This window comes from Caballeronia sp. LjRoot34, from assembly GCF_964253815.1.
In the GTDB taxonomy this organism is placed as follows: domain Bacteria; phylum Pseudomonadota; class Gammaproteobacteria; order Burkholderiales; family Burkholderiaceae; genus Caballeronia.
In genome coordinates, this window is the sequence record NZ_CAXUSB020000001.1 from 1,647,978 (window position 1) to 1,660,934 (window position 12,957).

A 12,957-nucleotide genomic window follows, 5' to 3' on the forward strand; every position below is an offset into this window, starting at 1 on the left:
GAGTACGCGTTAGCGGACCATGAAGTACCGGTGTAGATCTGGTGCGAATCTGTAGGGCAGTCACAAGCCCGCCTGGCAATCAATGCAGGCGGGCTTTGTGTTTTGCACGGCGGATTTCGCGTGTGTGGTTTGACTGACCCTGTACGGTCCCCGTTGAACCCGCGACTGGCCATCACTGCAGTCGCGGGTTCCTTTTTACCGTCTCTACCTGCCCGGTACCGAGTGGTCCGGACCTATGGAAGCGACGGTTATGAAAACCCTTCTTATCGCGACACAAAAGGGCGGTGTCGGCAAGTCGGCCCTGCTCTGCCAGCTGGCGCACTACCTGCACTTCATCGTGCAGTGGCGCGTGCTGGTGATCGACCTGGATGACCAGGCGAACAGCAGCCGGTCACTGGAGCGCGCGCACAAGGCGAGCGCCTTGGGCGTCACCGCCTCGACGCTGTTCATGAACGACGCGCCGGATGTCGGGTCCGACCTCGCCCCGTTCGCGCTCGTGAAGGCCGACGACGTGCTGCGGCGCCTCGTCGAGCAGCCCGAAGAGCTCAGCCGCTATCACGCGAACCTGAAGCGCTTCCTCGCGAGCGTAGCGCCCTCATTCGATGTGTGCCTGATCGACTGCGCGCCGACATCGGACCTGCGCACCGTGTATGCGCAGTCTGTGGCGGACTTCATGCTGAGCCCGATCCAGCTGAATCAGGAAGCGGTGGAAGGGGTGACAGAAACCATCAATGGCCGGCGCGGCGTGCGGCGCATCCAGGCGAGCTTCAATCCGGCGCTACGCTTCATCGGCATCCTGCCCAACATGGTCGAGCAGACGCCGCTGCAGCAGGCCAACGGCCGTGAGGTCGCGACGCACTTCGCGCAATACCTCGTGCGGGACCCAGCGGCGCCCGAACGGCTCCTTGTCATTCCGCGGCGCTCGGCGATTGCCGAGGCGCAGGCCGAAGGCGTGCCCCTCTGGGAGCTGGGCAAGACGAAGACCGCTGCGCGTGATGCATGGCGTGAGGTGCGCCCGTGTTTTGAGGCCATCGTACGGCACCTCCAGGCGAGCGCTTCGCCCGGGACCTGCGCGCCGGTGGTGGACCTGGCGCGTGACGAGACATCAGGCGAGGTCATAGATGGCGCTTGATCTTTCCGCACTGGACCTTTCCGTGCTCGACGACGTACCCCGTGGCGCGCTCGCCGCGAACCAGATCGGGATCGTGCTCACGTTGCCGCTCGACAAGGTCGAAGAAGATCCTGGCCAGCCGAGGCAGATTTTCAGCCAGCCGGAACTGGAACAACTGGCTGATTCCATTCGCGAACGAGGCGTGCAGACACCAATCGTTGTGCGCCCCAGCGCTGCAGGAGGTGCAATGCACCGGATCGTTCATGGCGCGCGTCGCTATCGCGCATCGAAACTCGCAGGCAGTGTCACCATTCCCGCGATCATCCAGGCCGACATGGGGCGCTTCGACGAGTATTCGCAGGTCGTCGAGAACTTGCAGCGAGAGGACCTGAAACCGGTCGAAATCGCGGAATTCATCCGCAGGCGCCGGGCGGCGGGTGATCGCAACAGCGATATTGCACGGCGACTTGGCGTGCGTCCGGAGTTTGTGACCTGGCACCTGGCGCTATTCGCTGCCGCTGCCCCGGTGCTGAGCGCGTTCCACGAAGGGCGGATTACCGGTGCGCAGCAGGTGTACCGGTTGAACCTGCTGCACGAGCGCGCCCCCGACAGGGTGCAGGCGCTACTCGACTCGGCGAGAGACATCACGCAACGGATGATCACGGACCTTGCTGCCGAAATCGAGGGCCGCGCCGGGGCAGCGGGTGGCGATGCGCCGGACGCTGCGGAATCAGGAGGGACAGCGTCAGCTGCCGCGCGCAAGACGGCTCTGACGCTTCGGGCCGGACCCACTGCGTCGCGCGGGCCAGGTGGCGCGGGCGGGCGCGAGGATGGCTCCGCTGGCGGTCCTGATCCTGACCGGCTCGACAGACCGTTGCTGCGGGCCACGCATGAAGGCCGCGAGGTCACTGTGCAACTCTTCCGGCGGCCCCTCGCGAGAGGTCACGCGTTCGTGGTGTCCGATGATGGACATGCTCACGATGTGGAACTGACGGCGCTCTCGGATCTGATGCTGACGGACAGCGAGGCCTGACATGGGAAGCGGTCTGGTCCACATCATCCAACAGGTCGTGCGCCAGTTTTTGCTCGCGTTGGGACTGATGACAGCGTGTTCGGTTCTCACTCCGACGCTGGCACGCGCGGACGACTGGGGCTGCCAGGTGCTGTTGTGCCTGGCAAATCCGGGCGGCCCCGAACAGTACAGCGAGTGCGTACCGCCGATCGAAAGACTCTGGAGCGCACTGAGGCACGGAGATCCGTTCCCGACATGCGACTTCGGCAGCGGAGGGTCGCAGGGCACGTCCGCATCGAACACGTTCGCGAGCGCCGCGTATTGCCGCGAGGATCTGCTGCACTGGGGTGGACCGGAAGACAGCGAACTGCTGTGTGGCGCAGCCGGCGCGATCAACGTCGAAATCAACGGCCAGCTCTATACAAGGGTGTGGTGGGACGCGGGTGGCGACGTGGGCGTAGCTGCGCAAGGCGAAAGCTCAACGCTTACCGAATACTACGGCGCAGGCAGTACCCAGGTGCGTTATGACCCGACCCAGGCCGCGCGGGAATTTCTCGAACAGCAGTACCGGTGGAACAACGAAGGCGGCGGAGGCGGGCAATGATGGCACCGGTCGACTTCAGCATGCTTGCGCGGCAATGCGCACCACAGGTGGCCCCCATGACGCTCGCCGCGATCGTTCGCACCGAATCGGGCTTCAACCCGTACGCGATCGGGGTGGTCGGCGGGCGTCTTGTGCGACAACCCGAGTCCGCTGCCGAGGCCGTCGCGACCGCCCGTGAACTTGAGCGCCAAGGTTGGAATTACAGCGTTGGTCTAGCGCAGGTGAACCGGTCCAACTTCAGCCGTTACGGGCTGGGCCCGGATACCGCATTCGAGCCCTGCCGGAATGTCGCCGCCGGTGCGGCGATCCTGGCGGGGTGCTTCGCGAAGGCGCGCAAGCGCTCGCCTGACAGTCAGGAAGCGTTGCGTAAAAGCTTCTCCTGCTATGCGGCAGGTGACTTCGTGACGGGTTACCGCACGGGCTATGTGCAACGTGTTGTCGACAACGCGGTAATGCACGCCATACCGATCGTGCCTGCGATCGATCCGGGTGTGACGCCGATCCGTGTTCAGCGGCGGGATGCAGCGGGCGCCGGCAGCAGGATGCCGTCGCAGGCGGGGGCGATTGGCGAGCATACCGGCGATGAGCGAGCAGGAAGCGAAGTAGACCCACATGCCAGCAAAAGGGACGGGCAGCCGGGCGGCGGCGAGCACGACCCACCGGACAGTAGCGCAGTGGTGTTCTGAGCGCTAATCACGGGATGAGGGTAAGGAATAGCCGTACAGGAGCGGACCATGAAATCAGTACTACGAATCAGATATGCACTATACGGTGAGCGCCCGGCATTGCTGCCGGCACGAGGTACGGGCGGGTGGCGACGGCATGGCCGGTTCGTGACCGGCGCAGTGCTGATGCTGCTGGCGGCTTCGCCCGCTTACGCGCAGTTGTCCCAGGTCAATACGCTGCTCACGACCATCCAGACCACACTGCTCGGCGTCGGTGGGGTGATCTGCTCGATCGCGATCATCTGGGCGGGCTTCAGGATGATGTTCCAGCACGCCCGCTTCGGCGACATCGCCAATGTGTTCATTGGTGGCCTCTTTGTCGGCTGCGCGACGGTCATCGCCGCCATGCTGATTCCCACGAGCTGAGCGGAGCGCGACATGGAACCACGTCAGGACTCACTGAGGGACCCGGTATTCAAGGGCTGCACACGGCCCGCGATGCTGTGGGGCATCCCCCTCGTCGCATTTCTTCTGGTCGGCGGCGGCATGCTGCTGCCGGCGATCTGGGCACTGCTGGCAAGCCCGCCGCTGGGTGTAGGGATTCTCTTCCTGATGATCCCCGTGTTCATCACGATGCGTACGGTGACGAAGCGCGATGACCAGCGTCTTGCGCAACTCGCGCTGCGGCTTCGGATGAGGATCCTGCAGCGCAACCTGCGGTTCTGGGGCGCGCACGCGTATGCGCCGGTGCGGTTCAAGAGGAGAGGGTGACATGCAGGCCAGATCCCAGTTCGCGGAGGTCGTGAATCGCGAGGTGTTCGTCGCGGATTTCGTTCCCTACTCGTCGCATATCAGTGACACCGTCATCCGGACACGCGAGGACGACTACGTGGTGATCAGGAAGATCGGTGGCATCGCATTCGAAGCAACGGACCCGGTGGACATCCTGGTTCGCCACAACGGCTTCAACCAACTCGTGCGCGGTCTTGAAGGCGGTCATGTGGCGCTATGGGTGCACCGCGTGCGCCGGCGTGTGACCGACCGGTTCAGCACGCGTTATGAGAATGCGTTTTGCCAGGACCTGGCCGAGCGGTACTACGGCAGTTTCGACGGATACCGGATGATGGCGAATGAGCTGTATCTCACGGTCGTGTACAGGCCCAGCCGGACCCGGCTCGGGCGGCTCTTCAGCCGGGCAGCACGGCGCACGCTCGCGGAAATCCGCCAGGCGCAGACCGATGCGTTGCGTGTCATGGCCGAACTGGGCAACCAGATCGACGCGGGGCTTAAGCCCTACGATCCGGAGGTGCTCGGGGTGTATGGGCGCGCGCGAAGCAACGGCCGGGCGGTAGTGCGTTATTCCCGCGCGCTCGAGTTCCTTGGGTTTATCGTCAACGGCACGTGGGAGCCTGTGCCCGTGCCTGCAGGTCCGATCCGGGAGGCACTGCCGACCTCGCGCCTGTTCTTTGGCGCGGAGAAGGTTGAGATCCGCGCACCCGCTGCGACTCGGCACGGTGCGCTGCTCGACATCAAGGATTATCCGGACGAGTCCGAGCCCGGCATGCTCAACGGGCTGCTCTACGGCGACTACGAATATATCGAAACCCAGAGTTTCACGATCCTCGACCGGCCATCGGCCAAGGAAGCGCTGGAGCGTCAGCGCAACCAGCTGATCGCGGGCGAGGATGTCGCGGGCACGCAGATCGCGGCGATGGACCACGCGCTCAATGATCTCGTGAACGGCGATTTCGTGCTCGGGGAATATCACTATTCGCTCGCGGTCCTGGGCGACAGTGCCGCACAGGTGGGCAAACACGTCGCAACGGCGCGCACCCAGCTCGCCGACGCGGGATTCCAGAGCGCGTTGATCGACCTCGTGGCAGACGCGGCGTGGTTCGCGCAGCTGCCGGCCAACTGGCGCTACCGGCCGCGTGAGGCAAAGCTGACATCACGCAACTTCTGTGGACTCGCTAGCCTGCACAACTTTGCCACGGGCAAGCGCGATGGTAATCCGTGGGGCGAGGCGATCACAATCGTCAAGACGCCAAGCGGCCAGCCGCTGTATCTGAATTTTCATGCGACATCGGAGAAGGTCGATTCGGCGGATGAGAAGGCGCTCGCCAACGTGCAGATCATCGGGCCCTCGGGGGGCGGCAAGACCGCGCTCGAAATGCTGCTGCTTGCGATGGCGACCAAGTACGGCATCACTGCAGTGGTGTTCGACAAGGATCGGGGCACGGAGATCGCGATCCGGGCGATGGGCGGCGTCTATACGCAAATCAGGCGCGGCGAGCCGACCGGATTCAATCCATTTCAGATGGAGCCGACAGCGGCGAACATTGATTTCTGGGAGCGGCTCGTGCGCAAGCTCGTGGATATCGATGCTCCCCTGTCGGCAAAGGAGGAACTGGAGATTTCGCGCGCGGTGCGCGAAGTCGCCCGGATGGCGCCGGCGTTGCGGCGGCTGTCGACGGTGCGGCAACTGCTGCCCAACGTTGGCGAAAACAGCCTGTATGCGCGCCTCACGAAATGGTGCGCTGGCGGCCGGCTCGGATGGGTACTCGACAATCCGGCCGACCGGTGCGATTTCGCCGCCGGGTCTCTTTTCGCGTTCGACGACACGGAACTGCTGGACGACCCTGAGGTGTCAACGCCGGTCACGATGTACCTGTTGCACCGGACCGAAAGCCTCATCGATGGGCGCCGGTTCGTGTATGTGATGACGGAGTTCTGGAAGCGCCTGGGCGATCCGGTGTTCGCGGATTTTGCGAAGAACAAGCAGAAGACGATCCGCAAGCAGAACGGCCTGGGCATCTTCGACACGCAGTCGCCCGAAGACGTGCTGGGCAGCGACATTGCCCGGGCGCTCGTGGAACAGACGGCCACGTTCTTTTTCCTCGCGAACCCGCGTGCCGACCACGACGACTACGTGCATGGCTTCAAGCTGACCGAAGCCGAATTCGGCATCGTGCGCAGCCTTGGCGAAAACAGCCGCATGTTCCTGGTCAAGCAGGGGCACCGCTCGGCGATCGGCAAGCTGGATCTTGGCGGGCTCGGTGATGTGCTCGACGTGCTTTCCGGGACGACGGATAACGTCGAGCTGCTTGACGAGATCCGGGCGGAAACGGGCGATGCCCCGCAGCGCTGGCTGCCGGTTTTCCACGCGAGGCTTGCAGAGCGCCGGAGCGCGGCAAGGGCGGTGCGGCAGGGTCTTGCGCGGCGCCTGGCGACTGTAGCGATAGCGGGAGGAGTAGCCACAGCGGAGGGAGACGGAGCATGAGCGGCCTCTTTACCTCGATCGGCGGGACCCTCGAGAATGGCACGGCGACCTACGTCACCAGCACGTCCGCAGCCCTGTCGAGTGCGCTGGTGCCGGTGGTGACCACCGCGGTGACGATCTGGATCATCACGTACGGGCTGGCGGTCATTCGCGGCGAAGCGCACGAAGCGGTCCCCGCGTTTGCCTGGCGAGGGCTCAAGGTGGCGCTGATCCTTGCGTTCGCGCTCGGCAGCGGGATTTACCAGAGCCAGGTGATCTCGGCCGTGAATGGCGCGACAACGGGGCTCGCGCAGACGATCCAGAACGCAGCCTCCAGCAACGGTGCGGGCAACCCCGGGTGCGGGGCGGTCAATGCCAATTCGGTGAGTGGCGGCAGCGCGGGTGGAAGCGACACAGGCATCTACCAGACGCTCGACTGTTACGACCAGCAGGTGGCGCTGGTGGCGGGTGCCTATTTCAAGAAGGCGGCGCATGAGAGTGTGGGCTTTTCGATGATCGGCGCGTCGATCGGGGATCTCATCTGCGGTGTGGTGGCGGCGATCGGAGGGGCGATCTTCCTGATTGTGCTGGGCGTCGAGGTGGTGATGGCGAGGATGCTGCTCGATCTCGTGCTGGGACTGGGTCCGATCTTCATCGCGTGCGCTGCGTTCGCGCCGAGCGCGAAGTTCTTTGAGGCGTGGACGGCAAAGGTCGCGAACTACGCCCTGCTGCAGGTGCTGGTAGCCGCGTTCCTCGGGATGGCGCTGTCTGCCTTCTCGGCAGACCTCACGACGCTGGGCGTGACGGGTTCATCCCCAGCGACGAATGCCGCTGCGCTCGAGGCGCAGGTACAGGCGACGCTCGATGGCGTCTCGGACATCGCGACCGCACTGGGACTTTTCATGACTGCGGTGTTTCTCACGATGGTCGGCTGGCAACTGCCGGCAGTGGCATCGGGGCTCGCTGGTGGTGCGACGCTCTCGGGCTTCGGTTCGTTCATGGCCGGCGTCGCGTCGCGCTCATTCGTCGATTCACTGGGCAAGGCCTTGCGCGGTGCACGCGGCGGCCGCGGAGGGGCGCCGGGCGGAGCCATCGATAACGCTTCTGGCCGTTCCGGCGGTGCCGGCGGGAATGGCTCTGCGGGATCAATTCCGGCCTACCAGCGCGCGGCCCGCGACCATCTCGGCCGGGACGGCGGCTAGAAGGTCGACGACGAATGGGCCGGCGAAGAGTGGGTCGACGACAAATGGGTCGACGACAAACAGGCAGATGACTGGCAGTAGATGACCGACAGGTAAATGACCAACAGGCAGGTGATTGTCATGAAGCGACTTTTGAAATCCATTCTGTGCCGTACGGGCTTGCTCCTCGCGATGACCGGGACGGTTCCCTTCGCACAGTCCGCTCACGCCCAGGGCATTCCCGTGTTCGATGCGGCCAGTGTCGCGCAGGCGATTTCGCAGCTCACGCAACTGGAGCAGCAGGTCCAGCAGGAAATCCAGCTGTTCAATTCGCTTAACGGCAGTCGCGGCTTCGGTGCGCTGCTGAGCAACCCGGTGGTGGCGAATTCGTTGCCGTCGAACTGGCAGAGCGTCTACACGGCGATCCAGCACGGCGGCTACGCGGGGCTCACGGGTAGCGCACAGGCGTTGCGCTCGGCGAGCGAAATTTACAACTGCGAGGACCAGACGGGAACCGACCAGCAGCTCTGCCAGCGCCAGTTGAACAAACCCTTCCAGGACAAGGCGTTCGGTACACAGGCCTACCAGACGGAGTTGCAGGAACTGAACCAGATCCAGAGCCTGATGCAGCAGATCGATGTGACGCAGGATCCCAAGGGCGTAGCCGAACTGCAGGCGCGCATCCAGACGGAGAGCACTACTGTCGGCAACGAGATGACGAAGCTGCAGCTCTTCAGGATGCTGGCCGACGCGGAGGACAGGCTCATTGCGGAGCAGAACGAGGAACTGGTGATGAGCCGCGCGGGCAACACCGCACGTCCGCAGGACCAGATGGTTCCTGTCACCTTCGGTAACTGAGGAGAACCGTCATGAACAGATCCGTTTTGATGGTGCTGCTAGTTCAATTAGTCATGCTTATTGTTTCATGCCGGAGTAACCCGCCCAAACCCGTTCTCCCGGACGGCTCGCACCGCGTGCCGGTCAACACCGTGCCGGTGCAGGCCATTCCGCAGGACAGGGGCACGCCATGAAGCCAGACAAGACCACACGCGACTATCGCCGCGTGCTGGACACGGAGGCGTCATTGACCGACCTGATGGAGCGCTCGGAGCGTCGCGCCTGGCACGTCGCGTATGTGGCGTGTGCCGTGGCGGCGCTGTGCGCGGCGGGGCTCGCGATCATGGCGCCGTTCTACCGCGTGGTGCCGCTGCCGATCGAGGTGGACCGGCTCACCGGCGAGGCGCAGGTGATCGACGTGCTCGACGCAAAACACGTTCACGCGGGCGAGATCCAGGACAAGCACTGGGTCGATGCATACGTCCAGTCCCGTGAACGTTATGTGTGGGGGCTGCTGCAGATGGACTACGACAGCGTGCTCACCATGAGTGATGACGCGGTCGCACGGGATTACCGGCAGATCTATGGCGGACCCGATGCGCTTGACCGTCAGCTCGGACCGGACACGGAGCGACATATCCGCATCCTGTCGACGACGTTGCCACCCGATGAACCTGGCCACGCCGTCGTGCACATCGAGCGCACGACCCGCAAGCACGGGATCGACAACGCGGAGCCGCCTGTGCGTTTCGTGATCACGCTGGCCTACACCTACCGGCCGCCGGTGTTCACCCGGGAAAGCGTTGCGATCAGCAATCCGCTCGGCTTTCGGGTGACGGCCTACAGCCGCGATCCGGAATACTCGCCACCGGGTGCGCCTGCGGGCGGCGTGGGAAAAGCGGGCGTCACATCTGGCGGAGGGTCGCAATGAAACCGGCAATGTGGCACGTCTGCCTTATCTGCGCCTCGCTCGCCGTGCGTTGCGTGCCGGCACTGGCCTGGGATCTGCCCGCCTGGTCGAGAGACTCTCGCGTGCGCCAGGTGCCGTACCGGCCCGACGCGGTGGTCCGGATCGACGCACAGCGCGGTTTTGCCACGCACATCGTGCTCGACGCGAAAGAGCATATCGAGGTGGTGGCGCCCGGTGACCGGGATGGCTGGCAGGTGCTGGCGAAGCGCGGCGATCACGACGTTTACCTCAAACCGCAGCTCGCCGCGCACGACACCAACCTCGAAATCCGTACCGACCGGCGTAGCTACAGCTTCGACCTGGTCGTGCTGCCCCTCGCGGCGCGGTTGGGCAACAGGCAGGAGATGTACCGCGTCACCTTCACCTATCCGGCTGATCAGGACGGCGAGGGTGGAGAGGGTGGCGAGGGCGACGGCAGCGAGGCGCGGCAGCGGCAGGACGCTGCGGCCGTGCAGGCGAGGCTCGACGCGTCGCCGCTCATCCGTAATACGGCGTACTCGATGCAGGTGATGCCCCATTCCGATGACATCGTGCCGGGCGCGGCGTGGGACGACGGGCGCTTCACCTATATCCGTGTTCCCGATAACCGGCGCATCCCGGCGGTCTTCCGGGTGGCCGAAGACGGATCGGAGAACGTGGTCGACAGGCACATGCAGGGCGACCTGATCGTGGTGCACGAAGTGGGTCGCCGGTTCGTGCTGCGTCTGGCCGATGAGGTGGTGGGGCTGTGGAACGACGCCTACGACGTGAACGGCGTACCGCCGGTGGGCGGTACCACGGTCGATGGGGTAAAGCGGGTCCCCAGGCAGACAGGGGAGCACGGCGATGACTGACCAGACACGGGGCAATGCACCGGATGCACAGGACGGGCAGGGGCGTACTGAAGGGGGCACTCGAGGGCGCACTCATGGGAGCAATGATCAGATGCCGGCCAACCGCGCAACTGCGGCGGCGCCAGACACGATTTCGCAGACTGAGGCGTCCCCGTCTGGTGGCGGGGCGGCCGGTGGTGTGGCGGCTGCTGACGTGGCCGCCGGTGACATGGCAGCTGGTGGTGCAGCAGCCGATCGCGGATTGCCGGATCTGGGCCAGCGACATGCGCAGGGACGTCCGCGTGCGTGGTGGCTCACTCCGCTCACGATCATCGTGGTGGCTGTGGCTGGAGCCGTATGGACGGTGCACGGCATGCTGGTGCGGCACGAAGCAGTGGCACGGGCGAGGCGCGACCACGCCATGGAACAGAGCCAGCAGGGCCGCACTTTCGATGATGCCTCGTCCGCGCCTGCGGCTGCATCGGGTGCATCGGATACATCCGGCGTCGGGCATACGGCGTCTAAGGATGCGACGTCCAGACCCGGTGAGGCCAAGCCCGTCAGCCGCGTAGCCCCGGTGGCTAGCACCCGAAGTTATTACGACGCGCCGTTGCTTGCTGGTGGGAACGCGGGCGACAGCGGTCCAACGTCGTCGGCGCCTGGCGGCACGGCTGGTGTGACAGCCGGGGGAGCAGCGGGCGCCCCGCCCGGACCACTGCGTGCCACATCAGCATCAGGCGGCCCTCTCGCGCAGGCCTTGAGCCCGACGCTGACCCCGCGCGCGAGCGCATCGCTGCTGGGTGACCGGAATCTGATCCTGGCCCAGGGCGCGAAGATCGACTGCGTGGGCGACACCGCGTTTGATTCGACCGAAGCAGGGATATCGACCTGCACGGTGACGAAGAACGTCTACTCGGACAACGGGCACGTGCTGCTTATCGAACGCGGTTCTCAGGTGAACACCGAGTACCGGGCGAACCTCGGGCAGGGGCAGCGGCGTGTGTTCATCCTGTCGGCACGCATCAAGACGCCGGCGGGCGTGACGGTGGAGATCGACTCACCTGCCGCCGACGCGCTGGGCCGCATGGGCGTCGGGGGATACGTCAACAACCACTGGGGCGAGCGCATCGGCGCGGCCCTGCTGCTCGGACTTGTCCAGGACTCGATCGGCTACCTCGCGACACGCGGAGGTAACGACAACGGCTCGATCGAATTTGAGAACACGCAGCAAAGCGGCAATGACATGGCCACGCGCGTGCTCGACAGCACGATCAATATCCCACCGACGCTTACGCAGAACCAGGCGGCGGAATTCACGATCGTGATCGCGCGGGATCTGGACTTCAGTTCCGTCTATGCCCTGCAACCGGTACAGATGGAGGAGAACCGCCATGACGGCCCCTGACGATCCGCACTTCGACGAACGGCTGGCCGACGACGCATCGGTGCGTGAACTGATGCGCCCGTTCGCCGCGCTGTTGCGCGATCCTGAGGTGACAGAACTCGTGATCAACCGGCCGGAGCACGCGTTGACCGAGACCCATACAGGATGGCATCAGCATGCACTGCCCGGGCTCGACTTTGAGCGTCTGATGTCGTTCGCGGTGGCCATCGCGACCCTCACGAGCCAGGAGATCTCCGCGCAACATCCGATCCTGTCAGCGCTGCTGCCTGATGACGAGCGTATCCAGATCGTGGTGCCGCCGGTGGTCCCGCCGCGCACGGTGTCGATCACGATCCGCCGACCGTCCTCGCGCGAACGCGCACTCGACACGTATGCGAGCGAAGGTCTCTTTGACCAGACGCTCTGGCAGCGACCGGCCCGGCTGGATGCCGTGATGGACCGGTTAAGTGTGCTCGACCAGCAGCTTGTGCGGCTGCTCTCGGCAGGCGATTTTGCGGGCTTCTTCCGGCGCGCGGTCGAGGGCCGCAGAAATCTCGTGACCGTGGGCGACACGGGCTCGGGCAAGACGAGTTTCATGAAGACGCTGTGCCAGCACATTCCGGCGACCGACCGCGTGGTCACGATCGAGGATGTACGTGAGCTCTTCATTCCGCACATCGACAACCGCGTGCATCTGCTCTACAGCAAGGGCAGCCAGGGCCAGGCGCGTGTCACGCCGGCCAACCTGATTGCGAGTTGTATGCGCATGAAGCCGGACCGGGTGCTGCTCGCCGAGTTGCGTGGCGCCGAGGCGTACGACTTCCTGAAATTGCTGACGACGGGACACGCCGGGTCGATCACGAGCTATCACGCGCAGAACGCCGCGGTGGCGATCGAGCGGTTTGCACTGATGGCGAAGGAGCATGCCGAGGCCGCGGTCTATCAGGACGCAGCGTTAAAGCGCTTGCTGTTCCTCACCATCGACGTGGTCGCGCACCTGGAGGCGATGCCCGTGCGCAACGGACAGGGCATCCAGACAGGAAAACGCTGGGCGATGACGGAAATCTGGTTCGATCCGACCCGCAAGTCGGAGAGCGCCTTCGGGTAGGAACAAGGCAAACC

General features: G+C 64.7%; 14 protein-coding genes. All 14 read left to right on the forward strand.

The features are described from left to right. The first annotated feature begins 250 nt into the window (after positions 1 to 250). A complete protein-coding gene (locus ACSQ36_RS07360) occupies positions 251 to 1,132 on the forward strand; it encodes a ParA family protein (protein ID WP_436181393.1) in 882 nt (293 codons plus the stop codon). Then, the gene (locus tag ACSQ36_RS07365; protein WP_436181394.1) at positions 1,122 to 2,144 is read left to right on the forward strand and encodes a ParB/RepB/Spo0J family partition protein; all 1,023 of its coding nucleotides are present in this window, start codon (positions 1,122 to 1,124) and stop codon (positions 2,142 to 2,144) included. The genes ACSQ36_RS07360 and ACSQ36_RS07365 overlap by 11 nt, the downstream gene beginning before the upstream one ends. A 1-nt stretch (position 2,145) precedes the next feature. Further along, positions 2,146 to 2,727: a hypothetical protein gene (locus ACSQ36_RS07370; protein WP_436181395.1), complete on the forward strand. Its 582-nt coding sequence runs from the start codon at positions 2,146 to 2,148 to the stop codon at positions 2,725 to 2,727. Further along, on the forward strand, positions 2,724 to 3,413 hold the full coding sequence (locus ACSQ36_RS07375) for a lytic transglycosylase domain-containing protein (protein ID WP_436181396.1): 690 nt from the start codon (positions 2,724 to 2,726) through the stop codon (positions 3,411 to 3,413). Before ACSQ36_RS07370 ends, ACSQ36_RS07375 begins: the two co-directional genes overlap by 4 nt. Positions 3,414 to 3,461: 48 nt before the next feature. Beyond that, the gene (locus tag ACSQ36_RS07380) at positions 3,462 to 3,818 is read left to right on the forward strand and encodes a TrbC/VirB2 family protein (RefSeq protein ID WP_436181397.1); all 357 of its coding nucleotides are present in this window, start codon (positions 3,462 to 3,464) and stop codon (positions 3,816 to 3,818) included. A 12-nt stretch (positions 3,819 to 3,830) separates the two neighbouring features. Then, complete coding sequence (locus tag ACSQ36_RS07385; protein WP_436181398.1) at positions 3,831 to 4,163, forward strand: type IV secretion system protein VirB3; 333 nt, start codon at positions 3,831 to 3,833, stop codon at positions 4,161 to 4,163. Between the two features lies 1 nt (position 4,164). Beyond that, a complete protein-coding gene (locus ACSQ36_RS07390; protein ID WP_436181399.1) occupies positions 4,165 to 6,672 on the forward strand; it encodes a VirB4 family type IV secretion/conjugal transfer ATPase in 2,508 nt (835 codons plus the stop codon). Beyond that, entirely contained in the window at positions 6,669 to 7,853 is a 1,185-nt protein-coding gene (locus tag ACSQ36_RS07395; RefSeq protein WP_436181400.1) for a type IV secretion system protein, read from the forward strand. The genes ACSQ36_RS07390 and ACSQ36_RS07395 overlap by 4 nt, the downstream gene beginning before the upstream one ends. Positions 7,854 to 8,024: 171 nt before the next feature. After that, on the forward strand, positions 8,025 to 8,690 hold the full coding sequence (gene virB5 / locus ACSQ36_RS07400) for a P-type DNA transfer protein VirB5 (RefSeq protein WP_436183115.1): 666 nt from the start codon (positions 8,025 to 8,027) through the stop codon (positions 8,688 to 8,690). Between the two features lie 11 nt (positions 8,691 to 8,701). Next, entirely contained in the window at positions 8,702 to 8,863 is a 162-nt protein-coding gene (locus ACSQ36_RS07405) for a hypothetical protein (RefSeq protein ID WP_436181401.1), read from the forward strand. Beyond that, a complete protein-coding gene (locus ACSQ36_RS07410; RefSeq protein WP_436181402.1) occupies positions 8,860 to 9,600 on the forward strand; it encodes a virB8 family protein in 741 nt (246 codons plus the stop codon). Before ACSQ36_RS07405 ends, ACSQ36_RS07410 begins: the two co-directional genes overlap by 4 nt. Before the next feature lie 8 nt (positions 9,601 to 9,608). Continuing rightward, entirely contained in the window at positions 9,609 to 10,472 is an 864-nt protein-coding gene (locus ACSQ36_RS07415) for a TrbG/VirB9 family P-type conjugative transfer protein (RefSeq protein WP_436183116.1), read from the forward strand. Positions 10,473 to 10,680: 208 nt separating this feature from the next. Then, entirely contained in the window at positions 10,681 to 11,856 is a 1,176-nt protein-coding gene (gene virB10 / locus ACSQ36_RS07420) for a type IV secretion system protein VirB10 (RefSeq protein ID WP_436183117.1), read from the forward strand. Next, a complete protein-coding gene (gene virB11, locus ACSQ36_RS07425) occupies positions 11,843 to 12,943 on the forward strand; it encodes a P-type DNA transfer ATPase VirB11 (protein WP_436181403.1) in 1,101 nt (366 codons plus the stop codon). Before virB10 ends, virB11 begins: the two co-directional genes overlap by 14 nt. Positions 12,944 to 12,957: the final 14 nt, after the last annotated feature.

Excerpts from the sequence above, each read along its gene's own strand:
- ACSQ36_RS07360 (WP_436181393.1), top strand. The coding sequence starts at position 251 with ATGAAAACCCTTCTTATCGCGACACAAAAGGGCGGTGTCGGCAAGTCG.
- ACSQ36_RS07365 (WP_436181394.1), top strand. The coding sequence starts at position 1,122 with ATGGCGCTTGATCTTTCCGCACTGGACCTTTCCGTGCTCGACGACGTA.
- ACSQ36_RS07370 (WP_436181395.1), top strand. The coding sequence starts at position 2,146 with ATGGGAAGCGGTCTGGTCCACATCATCCAACAGGTCGTGCGCCAGTTT.
- ACSQ36_RS07375 (WP_436181396.1), top strand. The coding sequence starts at position 2,724 with ATGATGGCACCGGTCGACTTCAGCATGCTTGCGCGGCAATGCGCACCA.
- ACSQ36_RS07380 (WP_436181397.1), top strand. The coding sequence starts at position 3,462 with ATGAAATCAGTACTACGAATCAGATATGCACTATACGGTGAGCGCCCG.
- ACSQ36_RS07385 (WP_436181398.1), top strand. The coding sequence starts at position 3,831 with ATGGAACCACGTCAGGACTCACTGAGGGACCCGGTATTCAAGGGCTGC.
- ACSQ36_RS07390 (WP_436181399.1), top strand. The coding sequence starts at position 4,165 with ATGCAGGCCAGATCCCAGTTCGCGGAGGTCGTGAATCGCGAGGTGTTC.
- ACSQ36_RS07395 (WP_436181400.1), top strand. The coding sequence starts at position 6,669 with ATGAGCGGCCTCTTTACCTCGATCGGCGGGACCCTCGAGAATGGCACG.
- virB5 (WP_436183115.1), top strand. The coding sequence starts at position 8,025 with ATGACCGGGACGGTTCCCTTCGCACAGTCCGCTCACGCCCAGGGCATT.
- ACSQ36_RS07405 (WP_436181401.1), top strand. The coding sequence starts at position 8,702 with ATGAACAGATCCGTTTTGATGGTGCTGCTAGTTCAATTAGTCATGCTT.
- ACSQ36_RS07410 (WP_436181402.1), top strand. The coding sequence starts at position 8,860 with ATGAAGCCAGACAAGACCACACGCGACTATCGCCGCGTGCTGGACACG.
- ACSQ36_RS07415 (WP_436183116.1), top strand. The coding sequence starts at position 9,609 with ATGTGGCACGTCTGCCTTATCTGCGCCTCGCTCGCCGTGCGTTGCGTG.
- virB10 (WP_436183117.1), top strand. The coding sequence starts at position 10,681 with ATGGCAGCTGGTGGTGCAGCAGCCGATCGCGGATTGCCGGATCTGGGC.
- virB11 (WP_436181403.1), top strand. The coding sequence starts at position 11,843 with ATGACGGCCCCTGACGATCCGCACTTCGACGAACGGCTGGCCGACGAC.